The organism is Streptomyces sp. NPDC048192 (genome assembly GCF_043202415.1).
In the GTDB taxonomy this organism is placed as follows: Bacteria; Actinomycetota; Actinomycetes; order Streptomycetales; family Streptomycetaceae; genus Streptomyces.
In genome coordinates, this window is the sequence record NZ_JBIDAL010000010.1 from 60,283 (window position 1) to 78,184 (window position 17,902).

Annotated in this window: 13 protein-coding genes; 12 read left to right on the forward strand and 1 reads right to left on the reverse strand. The window is 70.9% G+C overall.

Features of this window, described 5'->3' with window-relative positions; genetic code table 11:
- The first annotated feature begins 50 nt into the window (after positions 1-50).
- The 10 genes from ACGFZN_RS22565 (at position 51) to ACGFZN_RS22610 (ending at position 12,823) form a co-directional block, all read left to right on the forward strand.
- Positions 51-1,565, forward strand: a complete 1,515-nt coding sequence (locus ACGFZN_RS22565) for a bifunctional folylpolyglutamate synthase/dihydrofolate synthase (RefSeq protein WP_393860261.1) — start codon at positions 51-53, stop codon at positions 1,563-1,565.
- A 7-nt stretch (positions 1,566-1,572) separates the two neighbouring features.
- The gene (locus ACGFZN_RS22570; RefSeq protein WP_393860262.1) at positions 1,573-1,935 is read left to right on the forward strand and encodes a DUF4233 domain-containing protein; all 363 of its coding nucleotides are present in this window, start codon (positions 1,573-1,575) and stop codon (positions 1,933-1,935) included.
- A 65-nt stretch (positions 1,936-2,000) separates the two neighbouring features.
- Positions 2,001-2,414, forward strand: a complete 414-nt coding sequence (gene ndk / locus ACGFZN_RS22575; protein ID WP_330339977.1) for a nucleoside-diphosphate kinase — start codon at positions 2,001-2,003, stop codon at positions 2,412-2,414.
- 321 nt (positions 2,415-2,735) lie between these two features.
- On the forward strand, positions 2,736-3,755 hold the full coding sequence (locus ACGFZN_RS22580) for a rod shape-determining protein (RefSeq protein WP_014672705.1): 1,020 nt from the start codon (positions 2,736-2,738) through the stop codon (positions 3,753-3,755).
- Positions 3,756-3,919: 164 nt separating this feature from the next.
- Positions 3,920-4,861 (forward strand): rod shape-determining protein MreC, encoded by a 942-nt coding sequence (gene mreC / locus ACGFZN_RS22585; RefSeq protein ID WP_393860263.1) that lies wholly within the window; start codon positions 3,920-3,922, stop codon positions 4,859-4,861.
- Between the two features lie 14 nt (positions 4,862-4,875).
- Positions 4,876-5,553 carry a rod shape-determining protein MreD gene (mreD, locus tag ACGFZN_RS22590; RefSeq protein WP_393860264.1) on the forward strand — a complete coding sequence of 226 codons (678 nt, stop codon included), beginning with the start codon at positions 4,876-4,878 and terminating at the stop codon, positions 5,551-5,553.
- A gap of 167 nt (positions 5,554-5,720) precedes the next feature.
- Complete coding sequence (gene mrdA, locus ACGFZN_RS22595) at positions 5,721-7,976, forward strand: penicillin-binding protein 2 (protein ID WP_393860265.1); 2,256 nt, start codon at positions 5,721-5,723, stop codon at positions 7,974-7,976.
- Positions 7,973-9,169, forward strand: coding sequence for a rod shape-determining protein RodA (gene rodA, locus ACGFZN_RS22600; protein WP_393860266.1), 1,197 nt, complete (start codon positions 7,973-7,975; stop codon positions 9,167-9,169). Before mrdA ends, rodA begins: the two co-directional genes overlap by 4 nt.
- Positions 9,170-9,282: 113 nt before the next feature.
- Positions 9,283-10,791 (forward strand): CHAD domain-containing protein, encoded by a 1,509-nt coding sequence (locus tag ACGFZN_RS22605; protein ID WP_393860267.1) that lies wholly within the window; start codon positions 9,283-9,285, stop codon positions 10,789-10,791.
- A gap of 70 nt (positions 10,792-10,861) precedes the next feature.
- Entirely contained in the window at positions 10,862-12,823 is a 1,962-nt protein-coding gene (locus tag ACGFZN_RS22610; protein WP_393860268.1) for a TIGR03960 family B12-binding radical SAM protein, read from the forward strand.
- 85 nt (positions 12,824-12,908) lie between these two features.
- Here ACGFZN_RS22610 and ACGFZN_RS22615 read toward each other — a convergent pair whose 3' ends face one another.
- Entirely contained in the window at positions 12,909-14,120 is a 1,212-nt protein-coding gene (locus ACGFZN_RS22615) for an MFS transporter (RefSeq protein WP_393860269.1), read from the reverse strand.
- A gap of 91 nt (positions 14,121-14,211) precedes the next feature.
- On the opposite strand from ACGFZN_RS22615, the gene ACGFZN_RS22620 reads away from it, so the two are divergent.
- Positions 14,212-15,108 carry a LysR family transcriptional regulator gene (locus ACGFZN_RS22620; RefSeq protein ID WP_393860270.1) on the forward strand — a complete coding sequence of 299 codons (897 nt, stop codon included), beginning with the start codon at positions 14,212-14,214 and terminating at the stop codon, positions 15,106-15,108.
- Positions 15,109-15,251: 143 nt separating this feature from the next.
- Positions 15,252-17,873, forward strand: a complete 2,622-nt coding sequence (locus ACGFZN_RS22625; protein ID WP_393860271.1) for an amino acid permease — start codon at positions 15,252-15,254, stop codon at positions 17,871-17,873.
- The last annotated feature ends 29 nt before the right edge of the window (positions 17,874-17,902 follow it).

Here is a 17,902-nt window from a genome sequence, read left to right on the forward strand (position 1 = left end):
CGCACCGAGCCACCGCACCCTTTGTCACCCCCGCTCCGTAGACTGGCACCGTGAGCGACCACCCCGGCACCAGCGACACCCCCGACCCTTTCGGCTCCTTCGACGAAATCATCGAAGCCGAGACCACCCGAGACCCCGATCTCGCCGTGATCGAGGCCGGCAGCCGCACCCTGCGCACCCAGGGCGGGCAGCCGCAGGCAGACGTGCCCGCCCGGCCCGAGGACCCCGAGGTCGACAAGGCCCTGCGCGAGGTCGAGGCCGAGCTGGCCACCCGGTGGGGCGAGACCAAGCTGGAGCCGTCGGTCAGCCGCATCTCCGCGCTGATGGACGTCCTGGGCGAGCCGCAGCGCTCGTACCCCTCGATCCACATCACGGGCACCAACGGCAAGACCTCCACCGCCCGCATGATCGAGGCCCTGCTCGGCGCCTTCGAGCTGCGCACCGGCCGCTACACCAGCCCCCACGTGCAGTCGATCACCGAGCGGATCAGCCTGGACGGCGCCCCGGTCTCCGCCGAGCGCTTCATCGAGACGTACGACGACATCAAGCCGTACGTCGAGATGGTGGACGCACAGCAGGAGTACCGGCTGTCGTTCTTCGAGGTCCTCACCGGCATGGCGTACGCGGCCTTCGCGGACGCCCCGGTCGACGTGGCCGTCGTCGAGGTCGGCATGGGCGGCTCCTGGGACGCCACCAACGTGATCGACGGCGATGTCGCGGTGATCACCCCGATCGACCTCGACCACACCGACCGCCTCGGCGAGACGACCGCGGAGATCGCCGGCGAGAAGAGCGGCATCATCAAGCAGGACGCGACCGTGATCATGGCGCAGCAGCCGGTGGACGCGGCGCAGGTGCTGCTGAAGAAGGCCGTGGAGGTGGACGCCACCGTGGCCCGCGAGGGCCTGGAGTTCGGCGTCGTCGCCCGGCAGGTCGCCGTCGGCGGGCAGCTGCTCACGCTGCGCGGCCTCGGCGGCGAGTACCCCGAGGTGTACCTCCCGCTGCACGGCGCCCACCAGGCGCACAACGCGGCCGTCGCCCTGGCCGCCGTGGAGGCGTTCTTCGGCGTCGGCGCGCAGCGCCCGGATCCGCTGGACATCGACACCGTGCGCAAGGCCTTCGCGGCCGTGTCCTCGCCGGGCCGCCTGGAGGTCGTACGGCGCTCCCCGACCGTCGTGCTGGACGCCGCGCACAACCCGGCGGGCGCGCGGGTGACCGCGGAGGCGGTGCAGGAGGCGTTCGACTTCAGCCGGCTGATCGGCGTGGTCGGCGCGAGCGGCGACAAGAACGTGCGCGGCCTGCTGGAGGCCTTCGAGCCGATCTTCGCCGAGGTCGTCGTCACGCAGAACTCCACCCCCCGGGCGATGGACGCGGACGAGCTGGCCGCGATCGCCGTGGAGGTGTTCGGCGAGGACCGGGTGCAGGTCGAGCCGCGGCTGCCGGACGCCCTGGAGGCCGCGATCACGCTGGCCGAGGAGGAGGGTGAGTTCGCGGGCGGCGGCGTCCTGGTCACCGGTTCCGTCATCACGGTGGGCGAGGCCCGCCTGCTCCTGGGGAAGGGCTGATCCGCGCATGCGTACGCTGTGCTCCTCCACCCTGATCGGCGAGTTCTTCGTCATCGGCTTCGCGGGACTCGTCGCGATGAAGGACCCCGGCCTGTCGCTCTCCACGGTGTGGCTGGTCAGCGGCATCGCCATGCTGCTGTGCGTGCTGCTGTGCGGCATGGTGACCCGGCCCGGCGGGGTGGCCCTCGGCTGGGCCCTGCAGATCGCCCTGATCGCCTCCGGCGTCTTCGTCCCGACCATGTACTTCATGGGCGCGGTGTTCGCCGGGCTGTGGTGGGCGTCGGTGCACTTCGGTCGAAAGGTGGACGAGGCGAAGGCCAGGTTCGCCGCCCAGGCGGAGTCGGGCTCCTCCACACCTGACGCTGCGTGACGGATGGGCCGACACGCCCTGTAACCTCGTCCCACCGCACACGTCCGTCGCGTAAGGAGCCTTCCGTGAGCCAGCGCACCCTCGTCCTCCTCAAGCCCGACGCCGTCCGTCGAGGCCTGACCGGCGAGATCATCAGCCGTATCGAGCGCAAGGCCGGCTGGCGGATCACGGCGCTGGAGCTGCGCACCCTGGACCGTGCCACGCTGGAGCAGCACTACGCCGAGCACGTGGGCAAGCCGTTCTACGAGCCGCTGGTGGAGTTCATGTCCTCCGGTCCCGTCGTCGCGCTGATCGTCGAGGGCGAGCGGGTCATCGAGGGCGTCCGGGCGCTCGCCGGCCCGACCGACCCGATCGCCGCCGCGCCGGGCTCCATCCGCGGCGACTACGGCGTCATCGTCCGGGAGAACCTGATCCACGCCTCCGACTCCGAGGAGTCCGCCGAGCGCGAGGTGAAGATCTTCTTCCCGGGCCGGGGCTGAGCGGCGCGCACCGCGGGAAGAGTTTTCGCTAAATTTTCTGAGGCGGCGTCAGTTCGCCGAGCCCCCGTCTGACCAGGGACGGCCGAACATTTCCGGCCGTCCCTTGGCATATGCCGCACCGATCGGGGGAACGCGTGCCCCCGTTGGACCGTCTCCACAAGCGGGGCGGGCCGCCATCTGGTGACAATGGCGGAGACCCTCGCGCAGTGTTCGTGCAGGCGCGTTTACGATGGAAGCCTTCACGTCACAGCACCCGCCTCGCCGACCTGATATGCCCTCAAAAGCTATGGGAAGGCCAGATGAATCCGGATGGGGAACTCTATGTCGTTCATCGGCCGTGACATGGCTGTCGACCTCGGGACCGCCAACACGCTGGTGTACGTCAGGGGTCGCGGAATCGTACTCAACGAGCCGTCCGTCGTCGCGATCAACACCAACACGGGTGGGATCCTCGCGGTCGGTGCCGAAGCGAAGAAGATGATCGGCCGGACGCCGGGCAACATCGTGGCGGTCCGCCCGCTGAAGGACGGCGTGATCGCCGACTTCGAGATCACCGAGCGCATGCTCCGCTACTTCATCCTGAAGATCCACAAGCGGCGGTATCTGGCTCGTCCGCGGGTCGTCGTCTGTGTGCCCTCGGGCATCACGGGCGTCGAGCGCCGCGCCGTGATCGAGGCGTCCTCCCAGGCGGGTGCGCGCCAGGTGCACATCATCGAGGAGCCCATGGCCGCGGCCATCGGCTCCGGCCTGCCGGTCCACGAGGCCACGGGCAACATGGTGGTGGACATCGGCGGCGGCACCACGGAGGTCGCGGTCATCTCGCTCGGCGGCATCGTCACCGCCCAGTCCATCCGCGTCGCGGGCGACGAACTGGACAACGCGATCATCCAGTACATCAAGAAGGAGTACAGCCTTCTGCTGGGCGAGCGCACGGCCGAACAGATCAAGATCACGATCGGTTCGGCGTACGACCTCGACACCGACGAGCACACCGAAGTCCGCGGCCGGGACCTGGTGTCCGGCCTGCCGAAGACCGTGGTCATCTCCGCCGCCGAGGTCCGCAAGGCGATCGAGGAACCGGTCAACGCGATCGTGGACGCCGTCAAGACGACCCTCGACAAGTGCCCGCCGGAGCTGTCCGGCGACATCATGGACCGAGGAATCGTTCTGACCGGCGGCGGAGCCCTGCTGCGCGGGCTCGACGAGCGGCTGCGCCGGGAGACCGGCATGCCGATCCACATCGCCGAGGACCCGCTGGACAGCGTCGCGCTCGGCTCCGGCAAGTGCGTCGAGGAGTTCGAGGCGCTCCAGCAGGTGCTGGACGCCCAGCCGCGCAGATGACGCGACTCTTCGATTCCGCCGTACGAGACGTTCTCCTCTCGTGCGGCGGATCGTTGATATAGAGGCATAAGCTCCCGCAAATGGGCCCCTTGTGACTGCGTATCCCGCAGGCGCGTCGCCGGGGCCCCTCGAATTCCTATTGAGGAAGGGCACGGCCGCCGCACGTGAGGGACACGAAAGAGAGCCGGTTGCTCCTGGTCCTGCTGGTCGCCATCGCGTTCGCGCTGATCACGGTGGATATCCGCGGAGGCCGGAACTCCCCGGTCGACGGCGCCCGGCAGGCCGCGGCCGCGGTGTTCGGCCCGGTCGAGAACGGGCTGTCCTCGGCGGTCGATCCGGTCGGCAACGCCGTCTCCGCGATAAGGGACTCCGGCAACCGGCACGACCGGCTCGCCCGGCTGGAGAAGGAGAACGCGGCTCTCAAGGCCAAGCTCGGCAGCGACGACCGCAACCGCAGCCGGCTGAACCAGCTCGACAAGATGCTGAAGCTCGCCGGCGAGGGCCAGTACGGCATCAAGGGCGCCCAGGTCATCGCCATAGGAGCGGCGCAGGGCTTCTCCTGGACCATCACCATCGACGCCGGCGCCCACGACGGCATCAAGCGCGACATGACCGTCCTCAACGGTGACGGACTGGTCGGCCGGGTCACCACCGTCGGCCCCGACACCTCCACGGTGCTGCTCGCCAACGACCCCGACTTCACGGTCGGCACCCGCATGGAGGGCAGCGACGAGCTCGGCTTCGCCTCCGGGCAGGGCGACCGCCCGCTGCGCGTGGAACTGCTCAACGCCAAGGCGGAGGTGAAGAAGGGCGACCGCCTCGTCACCTTCGGCTCCGAGGCCGACAAGCCGTTCGTGCCGGGCGTGCCGGTCGGCGTGGTCTCCCGCGTCGAGCCCTCCAACGGCGGCCTGACCCGCACGGTCTACGTCACCCCGTACGTCGGCTTCAGCAAGCTCGACATCGTCGGCGTGGTCGTCCAGGCCCCCAAGAAGGACCCGCGCGACGAAGTCCTGCCAGCCAAGCCCAAACCGGTGCCGACACCGACGGTGACCGTCACGGTGACCCCCTCGGCGAACGCGAACGACACGACCGGCCAGCAGCAGTAGGAGCTGACTCTTCCATGCGCCTCAACCGGATCCTGCTCTCCAGCGCGCTGGTCGTCGTGGCCCTGGTGATCCAGGTGAGCGTCCTCGCTCGCCTGCATCTGCCGGGCGCCGTCCCCGACCTGCTGCTGCTCACCGTCCTCGGCCTCGCCATGGTGTACGGCCATGTCGGCGGCGCCCTCGTCGGCTTCGGCGCCGGCCTGCTCGCCGACCTCGCGCCGCCCGCCGACCACGCGGCCGGCCGCTACGCCCTCGTGCTGTGCGTCATCGGCTACTTCGCCGGGCTCATCAGACCGGACAACGGCCGCCTGAAGTCGGCGACCGGCCCGATGGCCGTGGTCGTCGCCGCCGCCATCGGCTCCACGCTGCTGTACGCGGGCGTCGGCGCGCTGGTCGGGGACACCGCCGCCCGCCACGTCGGCCTGCCCGGGCTGCTGTTCTCGGCGGCCCTGTACGACCTGCTGCTCGCCCCGTTCGTGGTCCCCGGCATCATGTGGCTGGCCCGCCGCGCGGACAACGACCCGCTGACCGAGACCGGGCCCGCCGCCAAGGCCGGCGACATCTCCGCCGGCTGGCTCTCCTCCGGCACCGGCCTGCGCATCGGCGGCCAGCGCGGCGGCCTCGGCGCGCTGAAGGCCAAGGCCCGCACCCGCTCCGCGCGGGTCGGCCGCATCAAGGGGGTCAAGCGGCTGTGAAGCACGGTCAGACAGCCCCGGACCCCGGCAAGTTCATCCGAACGGGTCGGCTTTCCCGGAACGGGCGTTCACAGGCCGGTCGTTCATCATGCGTACGCGCACACGCCCGTCCCACACCGGCGCCGCGCGCGCGGACGCGCACACACTGAGAGGGGGAGACAACCGCAGTGACCAACATCCCCGAGACCGGCCGGACCCCACGGGTCCAGATCCGGCTCGTCGTGATCCAGATCCTCGTCCTCTCCCTCCTCGGCACGCTCGGCGGCCGGCTGTGGTACCTGCAGATCCGCGAGGGCGCCCAGTACCAGAAGGAGGCGTCCGGCAACCACGTCCAGCAGGTCGTCGACCCCGCCGTGCGCGGCGACATCCTCGACGCCCGCGGCGTGCCCCTCGCGGACAACGAGACCCGCCTGGTCGTCTCCGCCTCCCGCACCGACCTTCTCAAGCAGAGGGACGACGGCAAGGCCGTCCTCACCAAGCTGGCCGGCGTCCTCGGCATGAAGCCCGCGGAGGTCATCCAGAAGGTCCGGCTGTGCGACGCCAAGACCCCCAAGCCGTGCTGGAACGGCTCGCCGTACCAGCCGATCCCGATCACCGACAAGGCGACGCCCAAGCAGGCGCTGCAGATCCGTGAGCGCGCCGAGGACTTCCCCGGCATCACCGCCGAGCCCGAGGCCGTGCGCCGCTATCCGGGCCCCGGCGGCTCCAACACCGCGCAGGTGCTCGGCTATCTCTCGCCGGTCACCGACGCCGAGATCGAGAAGGCCAAGAACACCGACTCGCCCTATCTGCGCTCCGACATGGTCGGCCGCTCCGGCCTGGAGCGGGAGTACGACAAGGAGCTGCGCGGCAAGGCCGGCGTCACCCGCTACGAGGTGGACAACCTCGGCCGGGTCATCGGCAAGGCCAAGTCGGACGCCGCCGAGCCCGGCGCGAACCTGGTCACCAGCATCGACTCCCGGGTCCAGCGCGTCGCCGAGTACGAACTGGACAAGGCGATGAAGGCCGCCCGCCAGCAGTACGACAAGATCACCGGCGAGAACTACAAGGCCGACTCCGGCGCCGTCGTCGTCATGGAGGCCAAGACCGGCCGCGTCGTCGCCATGGCCTCCGCCCCCACCTACGACCCGAACGCGTGGGTGGGCGGCATCTCCGCCAAGGACTACAAGGCCCTCACCGGCAAGGACTCCGACTACCCGCTGCTCAACCGGGCCATCCAGGGCCAGGCGGCCCCCGGCTCGACGTTCAAGGTGGTCTCCACGGCCGCCGCGGTCAACGCCGGCTACGCCTGGGACGGCGGCTACCCCTGCACCAGCTCCTACTCGGTCGGCGGCCAGGTCTTCAAGAACTTCGAGGGCGAGAACTTCGGCGACATCTCCCTGGGCCGCGCCCTGGAGGTCTCCTGCGACACCGTCTTCTACGGCCTGGCCGACAGGGAGTGGAAGAAGGACGGCGGCATCAACCCGAAGAAGGGCCAGCCCAAGGACTGGTTCTTCAGGACCGCCCACCAGTTCGGCCTCGGCAAGGAGACCGGCGTCGACCTGCCCAACGAGGTCACCGGCCGGGTCCCCGACCGCCAGTGGAAGCTCGACTACTGGAAGGCCAACAAGGACGCCTGGTGCAAGACCGGCAAGAAGGACGGCTCCTACGTCCAGAAGATCGCCTACGAGAACTGCCTCGAAGGCAACAAGATGCGCGAGGGTGACGAGATCAACTACTCCATCGGCCAGGGCGACACCCTCGTCACGCCGATACAGGAGGCCATGATCTACAGCGCCGTCGCCAACGGCGGCACCGAGTACGTCCCGACCATCGGCAAGGCGATCATCAGCCCCGACGGCAAGAGCGTCCAGGAGATCAAGCCGAAGGTGGCGCGCAAGCTGCCGGTCAGCCAGGCCACCCTCAAGGGCATGAACGACGCCTTCGCGGGCGTCATCACCCGCGGTACCGCGGCCTGGAAGTTCAACGGCTGGCCGCAGGACAAGATCCCGCTGCACGGCAAGACCGGTACGGCGGAGGTCTACGGCAAGCAGACCACGTCCTGGCTGGCCACCTACTCCAAGGACTACACGGTGATCATGACGATCGCCCAGGCCGGTACGGGTTCCGGCGCCTCCGGTGAGGCCGTGCGCAACATCTACAGCGCGCTCTACGGCGTCCAGGGCGACGGCTCCGTCGACAAGAAGAAGGCGCTGCTGCCCGAGCCGCAGAAGGGCCTGCCCAAGGTCCGCCCGGACGGCACGATCGCCTCGCCGAAGATCACCGGCGACCCGGCGAAGGACGCCGAGGCCTCCCAGCAGGACAACCCCAGCAACGGCACCGACCAGCAGCAGCCCGCCACCACCCCCTCGCCCACCAACGGAAACCGCAACACCCGCAGGGCGCGCGCCCGCCGGAGGGGAAGCCGGAGGATGCCCGCATGACCGGCACGAACACCTTCTCCGTCTCCGGGTACGGCCCGGAGCGAGCCGGCTGGACCAGGATCTTCGCCCGCGACTCGCTGGCCCGCCGGCTCGACTGGCCGATCCTGCTGGCCGCGCTCACCCTGTCCCTGATCGGGACCCTGCTGGTGTTCTCGGCGACCCGCAACCGCACCGAGATCAACCAGGGCGACCCGTACTTCTTCCTCGAACGCAACCTGATGAACATCGGCATCGGGTTCGCGCTCATGATCGGCACCCTCTGGCTGGGCCACCGCGGCCTGCGCAACGCCGTGCCGATCCTCTACGGCCTGTCGGTCCTCCTGGCCCTGACGGTCCTCACCCCGCTCGGCGCCACCATCAACGGCCAGCGCAACTGGCTCGTCATCGGCGGCTTCTCGCTGCAGCCCGCCGAGTTCCTCAAGGTCACCATCATCCTGGGCATGGCGATGATGCTCGCGGCCCGGGTGGACGCGGGCGACAAGCCCTACCCGGACCACCGGACCGTCGCCCAGTCCCTCGGCCTCGCGGCCGTACCGTGCATGATCCTGCTGCTCATGCCGGACCTCGGCTCGGTGCTCGCCATGGTGGCCATCATCCTGGGCGTGCTGCTCGCCTCCGGCGCCTCCAACCGCTGGGTCTTCGGCCTGCTCGTCGCCGGAGTGATCGGCTGCGTCGCCATCTGGCAGCTGCACATCCTGGACCAGTACCAGATCAACCGCTTCGCCGCCTTCGCCAACCCGAACCTCGACCCGGCCGGCGTCGGCTACAACACCAACCAGGCCCGCATCGCCATCGGCTCCGGCGGTCTGACCGGGGCCGGCCTCTTCCACGGCTCGCAGACCACCGGCCAGTTCGTGCCCGAGCAGCAGACCGACTTCGTCTTCACGGTCGCGGGGGAGGAGCTGGGCTTCGTCGGCGCCGGCTTCATCATCTTCCTGCTCGGCGTGGTGCTGTGGCGGGCCTGCCGCATCGCCCGCGACTCCACCGAGCTGTACGGCACGATCGTGGCCGCCGGAATCGTCGCCTGGTTCGCCTTCCAGGCCTTCGAGAACATCGGCATGACCCTCGGCATCATGCCGGTCACCGGCCTCCCGCTGCCCTTCGTCTCCTACGGAGGCTCCTCGATGTTCGCGGTGTGGGTGGCCGTGGGACTCCTGCAGTCGATCAAGGTGCAAAGACCCATGTCGGCCTAGACCCCCGGCAGCACGAGCGGGGGGCCGTTCACCGGGCGGACGACGGACATTTCCCGGCCATCCATCCAGAACGGCCCCTGCCGTGCCGCCCCGCGGGCCACTAGATTCGGTCCATGGCGGACAAGACGGATGAGAAACGCGAGATCGAGCGCAAGTACGAGTCCGACGACAGCGGCCTGCCCGACCTGACCGGCGTCGCCGGGGTGGCGGCCGTCCTGGACAAGGGCCTGGTGGAACTCGACGCCACCTACTACGACACCGCCGACCAGCGCCTGACCACCGCCGCCCTCACCCTGCGCCGCCGCACCGGCGGCGCGGACGCCGGCTGGCATCTGAAGTTCCCCGTCGAGCCGGGCGTGCGCGACGAGATTCGGGCCCCGCTCTCCGACACCGTCCCCGAGGAGATCGCCGCCCTCGTCCGCTCCCGGGTCCGCGACGCCGAGCTGGTCCCGCTGGTCCGGCTGCGCTCCGCCCGCGACGTCCGTCACCTGGTCGACGCCGAGGGCACCCTGCTCGCCGAGGCGAGCGTCGACGCCGTGACCGCCGAGCGGCTCGACGGCGGGGGCGGCGCCGCCCAGTGGACCGAGATCGAGGTGGAACTCGCCGACGACGGAGACCCCGCCTTCCTCGACCAGGTGGAGAAACGGCTGCGCAGAGCCGGCGTACGCCGCTCGGCCTCGCCGTCGAAACTCGCCCGCGCCCTGGAACAGACCGGAGGAGGCCGCCGCAGGGACGACGCCCCCGCACCGCCGGTGACGGCCGGCGACCACGTCCTCGCCTATCTGCGCGCCCAGCGGGACGCCCTGGTCGAGCTGGACCCCGCCGTCCGCCGGGACGTCCCCGACTCCGTGCACCGGATGCGGGTCGCCACCCGCCGCGCCCGCAGCACCCTGCGCACCTTCCGCTCCCTCCTCGACCGCACGGTCACCGACCCCGTCGCGGCCGAGCTGAAGTGGCTCGCGGCCGAGCTGGGCGTGGACCGCGACCACGAGGTGCAGGCCGAACGCCTGACGGCCGCCGTCGACGCCCTCCCGCCCGAGCTGGTCGCAGGCCCGGTCCGCGAACGCCTCGCGGCCTGGGCCGAGGGCCGCCACGGCGGCGCCCACGCCCACCTCACCGGCGTCCTGGACTCCCGCCGCCACCTCACCCTCCTCGACACCCTGGACGCCCTCCTCGCCGACCCGCCCCTGCGGAAGGCCGCCGGGAAACGACCGGAGAAGGCGCTCGCCAAGGCCGTGCACAAGGACCTGGCCGCGCTCTCCGCCCTGATCGAGCGCGCGCTCGCCGCTCCGCCCGGCCGGGAGCGGGACGTCGCCGTGCACGAGGCCCGCAAGAAGGCCAAGCGCACCCGGTACGCGGCCGAGGCCGCCACCCCGGCCCTCGGAAAACCGGCCCGCTCCCTCGTCCGGTCCATGAAGTCCCTCACCACGCTGCTCGGCGACCACCAGGACAGCGTCATGACCCGTCTGACCCTGCGCGAACTGTCCGCGGTGGCCCATGCGGCGGGGGAGAGCACGTTCACCTACGGCGTGCTGTACGGCCGCGAGGAGGCCCGCGCGGCGCAGGCCGAGGCGGACCTGCCCGCGGTGTGGAAGGAGGCCGGTGCCGGCGCGGACCTCTGAGCGTTCGGGGGAGTGCTCCGGCCGGGTTACGCTTGATGGTCACCCCTGTCAGCTCATGAAGGTTCGCGAGATGCCTGTCGAGTCGGTTTTCCCGCAGCTCGAAGCTCTGCTCCCCCACGTGCAGAAGCCGATCCAGTACGTCGGCGGAGAGCTCAACTCCACCGTCAAGGACTGGGACGAGTGCGACGTCCGCTGGGCGCTCATGTACCCGGACGCGTACGAGGTCGGCCTGCCCAACCAGGGCGTCCAGATCCTCTACGAGGTCCTCAACGAGCAGGAGGGGGTCCTCGCCGAGCGCACCTACAGCGTGTGGCCGGACCTGGAGGCGCTGATGCGCGAGCACGGCGTCCCGCAGTTCACGGTCGACAGCCACCGCCCGGTGAAGGCCTTCGACGTCCTCGGCCTCAGCTTCTCCACCGAGCTGGGCTACACGAACATGCTCGCCGCCCTGGACCTCGCCGGAATCCCCCTGGAGTCCAGGGACCGCACGGACGACGACCCGATCGTGCTGGCCGGCGGCCACGCGGCGTTCAACCCGGAGCCGATCGCCGACTTCATCGACGCGGCCGTCCTCGGCGACGGCGAGCAGGCCGTCCTCGACATGACCGCGATCATCCGCGCGTGGAAGGCCGAGGGCCGCCCCGGCGGCCGCGCGGAGCTGCTGTTCCGCCTGGCGAAGACCGGCGGGGTGTACATCCCGGCGTTCTACGACGTCGAGTACCTCCCCGACGGCCGTATCGCCCGCGTCGTGCCCAACCGCTCCGGCGTCCCGTGGCGCGTGTCCAAGCACACGGTCATGGACCTGGACGAGTGGCCGTACCCCAAGCAGCCGCTGGTCCCCCTGGCCGAGACGGTCCACGAGCGCATGTCGGTGGAGATCTTCCGCGGCTGCACCCGCGGCTGCCGCTTCTGCCAGGCCGGCATGATCACCCGCCCGGTCCGCGAGCGCTCGATCACCGGCATCGGCGAGATGGTGGACCGCGGGCTCAAGGCGACGGGCTTCGAGGAGGTGGGCCTGCTCTCCCTCTCCTCCGCGGACCACTCGGAGATCGGCGACATCGCCAAGGGCCTGGCGGACCGCTACGAGGACGACAAGGTCGGCCTGTCCCTGCCCTCCACCCGGGTCGACGCCTTCAACATCGACCTGGCGAACGAGCTGACCCGCAACGGCCGCCGTTCGGGCCTGACCTTCGCCCCCGAGGGCGGCTCGGAGCGCATCCGCAAGGTCATCAACAAGATGGTCTCGGAGGAGGACCTGATCCGCACGGTCGCCACGGCGTACGGCAACGGCTGGCGCCAGGTGAAGCTGTACTTCATGTGCGGCCTGCCCACCGAGACCGACGAGGACGTCCTGCAGATCGCCGACATGGCGACGCACGTCATCCAGAAGGGCCGCGAGGTCTCGGGCTCGAACGACATCCGCTGCACGGTGTCCATCGGCGGCTTCGTCCCCAAGCCCCACACCCCCTTCCAGTGGGCCCCGCAGCTCTCCGCGGAGGAGACGGACGCCCGCCTGGCGAAGCTCCGCGACAAGATCCGCGGCGACAAGAAGTACGGCCGTTCGATCGGCTTCCGCTACCACGACGGCAAGCCCGGCATCGTCGAGGGCCTCCTCTCCCGCGGCGACCGCCGCGTCGGCGCCGTCATCCGCGCGGTCTACGACGACGGCGGCCGCTTCGACGGCTGGCGCGAGCACTTCTCCTACGACCGCTGGATGTCCTGCGCCGACAAGGCGCTGGCCTCCTACGGCGTGGACGTCGACTGGTACACCACCCGCGAGCGCACCTACGAGGAGGTCCTCCCCTGGGACCACCTCGACTCCGGCCTGGACAAGGACTGGCTCTGGGAGGACTGGCAGGACGCCCTCGACGAAACAGAGGTCGAGGACTGCCGCTGGACCCCGTGCTTCGACTGCGGCGTGTGCCCGCAGATGGACACCCACATCCAGATCGGTCCCACCGGCAAGAAGCTCCTGCCGCTGACGGTCAAGAACGCGGGTCCGGCGCCGGCAGCGAGCGGGCACGCGCACTGAGGTGAGCGGCGGGCACGCGCGCTGAGGGGGCGAGGCACTCGGTCGGGGGTGCCTCGCATGCCGTTGGGGCCTGCTGCGCCGGTGTTCAGCGGCGCAGCATCCGGGAGCCGGAGACGGCGACGAGGATCGTGGCGAGGGTGACCAGGCCGACGAGCACGGTGACCGTCGGCCAGACCCTGAGCGCGCCGGCGGTGAGGAGCGGCGGGACGGTCATGCCGGCGTAGGCGATGAGGAAGATGCCGGCCAGTGCCTCGCCTCGGCGCTCCGCGTCCGCGACCGCGGCGACGGTGCCGAGGGCGGCTCGGAACAGGATGCCGATGCCCGCGCCCGCGACTCCGCCGCCGATGAGGAAGAGCGGAAGTGAGGCGACGACGGCGGCGACGCCGATGCTCCCGAGCCCGAGCGCGGCGAGTGCGATGGCGAGCCCGGTCTGCGGGCGCATCGCCAGCCGCACGGTGAGGATCTGTGCGAGGGCCGCCGCCATGAAGACGACGAAGGGCGCCAGGCCGGCCAGCAGGTGCGAGTGCAGTCCGAGGAGACCGACGAGGAAGGTCGAGGACAGCCCCATGAAGGTGCCGAACACCGCGAACGCCCCGAACGCCGCCGCTCCGGCCGCCCAGAACGCACTCCTCCCGGCCGCCGGCACTGCGACGCGCTGCGGCCGGTAGGCAGGGCGCTCCTCACGGCGCTCGACCGTCTCCGGAACGAAGGCGACCAGGATCCCTTCGACGGCCAGGAGGATGGCGAAGGCCACGTAGGGGGTGACGAGCGGTCGTGTGGACCAGGTCGCGAGGAGCCCGCCGATCAGCGGGCCGAGGCCGATGCCGCCGAGGTTGGCGAAGGTCGACACGAGGGCGACGCGGCCTTTGGCATGGCGGGCCGCCGCGCCGAGCTCGGAGAGGTGCGCGGTCGCCGTGGCGGTGAGGATGCCGATGCCGAGTCCGCTGACGAAGCGGGCGACGAGGAGGCCGGCGACGTCGTTCCGGACGAGGAAGAGGATCGCGGCCAGCAGGTTGATGAGCAGTGAGCCGAGGATCACGCGCCGGCGTCCGAGCCAGTCGGAGACATGGCCCGCGAGGTACAGGCTCAGCATGACCCCGACGGCGTACGCGGCGAAGACGATGGTGAGGACGATCGTCGGGAAGCCGTCGTGCTGCTGGTAGATCGCGTAGAGGGGCGTCGGGACGGCGCAGAACGCGAGCTCGGTGCCGAAGGCGAGCGCGATGATCCAGAACCCCGCCCCATGCGGAAGTCGTTCGGTGGCCGGCGTCCGGGCCGGAGCAGCAGTTGTCGTCATTCCTCCATGCTCGAGACCTCGCGTCATCGCGTCCAACGCATACTCTTGGTCACAGTCATCGACGTAGACGATGGAGCTGGGAGACGGAGAGATGGAGACCCGACTGGTCGAGTACGCGATCGCGGTCGCCGACGAGCTGAGCTTCACCCGTGCCGCGCAACGCGTCTACGCGGCACAGTCGACCGTCTCCGCCGGCGTTCGGGCGCTGGAGCGCGAACTCGGCACCGCGCTCTTCGAGCGAGACCAGCGAGGGGTGCGGATCACCGCCGCCGGAGAGGCGGTGCTGCCCGCGCTTCGCGCGATCGCCGACGCCGAGGCGCGCGCCCGCACCGCGGCCGACCCGCGAGGGGAACTGCGGGGCGAACTGCGCATCGGGGTGTTCTCCAGCGTGAGCTACCTCGCGATCCCGCGGGTCATCGGCGCCTTCCACCGCGAACACCCGCTCGTCGACCTGCGGCTGCGCGCGTCTTCGTCCGGCTCGGCGGAGCTCGCCGACGCGGTGCGGCGGGGGCGGCTCGATCTCAGCCTGTACGGGCTGCCGGCGTCCACCGCGGGCCCCGGCCTCGCCGTGCACCGGCTCGCCACGACGCCCTACGCGGTCGTCCTCCCGGCAGACCATGAACTCGCATCACGCGCGGCACTGGCGCTGGAGGATCTCGCGCATGAGCGCTTCGTGGACGCGCCCGCCGGTTTCGGCAACCGGGACGTCCTCGACGCCGTGCTCGGCGCACGCGGGGTGGTGCGCGACGTCGCGGTCGAGGCGACGGAGACCAGCTCGATCCCGGTCTTCGTCGCCAACGGTCTGGGCATCGCGCTCCTTCCCGAACTGCTGATCCCGCCCAGTGAGGACATCGCGGTCGTCCCTCTGAACGAGGGCATCCCCTGGGAGTTCAACGTCGTGACGCGCCCTTCGACCGGTCAAGTCACCGCGGCTCTGCTCGAGCAGTTGCTCGCGGCCTATCGACCCGGTCGGCACGGTCGGCCATGAGGTGGGGGGGAGACCGCACGCGGCCGCCGCCGCGGCTGTCACCCGGACGCGCCCGTCCGTGCCGGTCGTCGTCGTAACCCCCGTCCGCGCAGGTGCCGGCGCGGCGCTGTTGCGGAGGGTGGCGGGTGGGGTTGGAATCAAGTGTGAGGGTCTTCGGCAGCGACCTGTTCGTCGGCCGCCCCGCCCCCGGCACGGGGGCGGGCCGCAAGGGGCTCAAGAGCGATGCCCTCGGCCTGTTCTCCTCAGTGGCCATGGGCCTCGCCTCCACCGCGCCGGCGTACAGCCTGGCCGCCACGCTGGGCATCATCGTGGCCGGGGTCGGACTGCAGGCCCCGATCGTGACCATGCTGGCGTTCATCCCGATGCTGCTGGTGGCGTACGCCTTCCGGGAGCTGAACGCCAGCAACGCCGACTGCGGCACCACCTTCACCTGGGCCACCCGGGCCTTCGGGCCGCGCGTCGGATGGATGGGCGGCTGGGGCCTCATCGTCGCCAACATCCTCGTCATGGCGAACCTCGCCGAGGTCGCCGCCGCCTACGCCTTCCGGCTGGTGGGCCTGGACGCCATGGCGGAGGACCGGCTGTGGACCACCGCGGTGGGCGTCGGCTGGATCGTCGTGCTGACCGCGGTCTGCTACGTCGGCATCGAGTTCTCGTCGGTCGTCCAGCGCTGGCTGCTGTGCCTGGAAGTCGCGGTGCTGGTCGTGTTCGCGCTGGCCGCGCTGGTGAGGGCCTACACCGACCCGCCGCCCACGGCGATCCATGTGTCGGCCTCCTGGTTCAACCCGTTCGAGGTGTCCTCGGCGAAGGCGCTGACCTCGGGCCTGCTCGCGGGCGTCTTCATCTACTGGGGCTGGGACACCGCGTTCTCGGTGAACGAGGAGACCGTCGACAGCACCCGCATCCCCGGGCGCGCCGCGATCCTGGCCACGGTGCTGCTGCTGGTGATGTACGGGCTGGTGTCCACCTCGGCGCAGGCGTTCGCGGGAATCGGCACCTCCGGCATCGGGCTCGGCAACGCGCGTGACGCGGAGGACGTGCTCTCCGTACTGGGCCAGGCGGTGTTCGGCAGCCAGGGCGCCGGCCTGCTGATGTCGCGGCTGCTGGTCCTGATGGTGCTGACCTCGGCGCTGGCCTCCGCCGAGACCACCATCCTGCCCCTGGCCAGGACCGTCTTCTCCATGGCCGTTCACAAGGCCGTCCCGGCCCGGTTCGCCCGGGTCCACCGCCGGTTCCTCACCCCGACCTGGAGCACCGTGGGCATGGGAGCGGGCTCGCTGGTCCTGTACGTCCTGCTGACGGTGTTCAGCCGGAACGTGGTGGCCGACACGATCGAGTCGGTGGGCCTCGCGATCGCCTTCCAGTACGGGGTCACCGGGTTCGCCTGTGTCTGGTACCACCGCAAGGTCCTCGCCGACAACGCCGGGAACCTGGTCTTCAAGGGCGTGCTGCCGGGCCTCGGCGGGGTGGTCATGGCCCTGTTGTTCTTCTACGCCGCCTTCGTGGTCTACGCCAACCCCGGGTACGGCGCGACCACCGTCGACCTGCCGCTGGTCGGCAGGACCGGCGGGGTCACCGTGCTGGGGCTGGGCGCCCTGCTGGTCGGTATGGTGCTGATGCCGGTGGTCACCCGCGGGCACGGCGTCGCCCTCAAACTCCAGCGGAACCTGCTGCCGCGCCGTCTGCCGCAGCACGCCGCCGTCGACGCGGCGAGCCGCTACCTGCCCGCCGACAACGGGTCCGGGGTGGGCGGCGACTGGTACGACGTCATCCCGCTGTCGGGCACCCGGGTGGGCCTGGTCGTCGGGGACGTACTCGGTCACGGACTGCGGGCCGCGGCCACCATGGGACGCCTGCGTACGGGGGTGCGCGTCCTGGCCCGGCTCGACCTGAGCCCGGACGAGCTGCTGTCCCGGCTCGCCGACCTGGTCGAGGAGAGCGCGTGCGAGGGCGGGCACCGCCGCGGGCCGGGCCGGCCGCGGCCGCACACCGACGAGGCGCTCGGCGTGAGCTGCCTGTACGCGGTCTACGACCCCGTCTCGGGACAGTGCAGCCTGGCGCGGGCCGGGGACCTGGCGCCGATGGTGGTCGACCCGCGCACGGGCCTGGTGCACCGTCCGCGGGTGCCGCCCGGACCGCCGCTGGGCGTCGGCGGCCTGCCGTACCAGAGCACGGAACTGGAACTCGCGCCAGGCAGTCTCCTCGCCCTCTTCACGGACGGCTTCCTGCAGACGGCCCCCGGCCGGGAGGCCGGGCTCACCCAGCTGGCGCGCGTCCTCACCGGCGCCCGGGGATCCCTGGAGGCGCTGTGCGACAGGGCGGTGACCGACCTGCTGCCCGGACCGGTCGACGTGGACGCCACGCTGCTCCTGGTCCGCGCCCGCCTGCTCGACCGGACCCAGTTCGCCGAGTGGTCGGTGCTCCCCGACCCGGCGGCGGTGGCCACGGTGCGTACCGCCGTCGGCAAGCAGCTCAGCGACTGGGACCTGCCCGACCTGGCGTTCACCAGTGAGCTCATCGTCAGTGAGCTGGTCACCAACGCCATCCGGTACGTCGGCGGCCCGATCGGGGTACGCCTGATCCGCGACCGGGCGCTGATCTGCGAGGTGTCCGACGCCGGCCACACCTCGCCCAATCTCAGGCACGCGGCGAGCGAGGACGAGGGAGGGCGGGGCCTGTTCATCATCGCCCAGATGACCCACCGCTGGGGCACCCGGTACACGCCCACGGGCAAGACGATCTGGACCGAGCAGGACATGCCGTGACGCGGCGCCGGCAGCGGCCGTCCTGCCGG

What these genes read in the sequence shown, in the direction of transcription:
- ACGFZN_RS22610 (WP_393860268.1), top strand. Translation starts at nt 10,862, where the DNA reads ATGCCTGTCGAGTCGGTTTTCCCGCAGCTCGAAGCTCTGCTCCCCCAC.
- ACGFZN_RS22570 (WP_393860262.1), top strand. Translation starts at nt 1,573, where the DNA reads ATGCGTACGCTGTGCTCCTCCACCCTGATCGGCGAGTTCTTCGTCATC.
- rodA (WP_393860266.1), top strand. Translation starts at nt 7,973, where the DNA reads ATGACCGGCACGAACACCTTCTCCGTCTCCGGGTACGGCCCGGAGCGA.
- ACGFZN_RS22580 (WP_014672705.1), top strand. Translation starts at nt 2,736, where the DNA reads ATGTCGTTCATCGGCCGTGACATGGCTGTCGACCTCGGGACCGCCAAC.
- ACGFZN_RS22605 (WP_393860267.1), top strand. Translation starts at nt 9,283, where the DNA reads ATGGCGGACAAGACGGATGAGAAACGCGAGATCGAGCGCAAGTACGAG.
- ACGFZN_RS22620 (WP_393860270.1), top strand. Translation starts at nt 14,212, where the DNA reads ATGGAGACCCGACTGGTCGAGTACGCGATCGCGGTCGCCGACGAGCTG.
- ACGFZN_RS22615 (WP_393860269.1), bottom strand. Translation starts at nt 14,120, where the DNA reads ATGACGACAACTGCTGCTCCGGCCCGGACGCCGGCCACCGAACGACTT.
- mreD (WP_393860264.1), top strand. Translation starts at nt 4,876, where the DNA reads ATGCGCCTCAACCGGATCCTGCTCTCCAGCGCGCTGGTCGTCGTGGCC.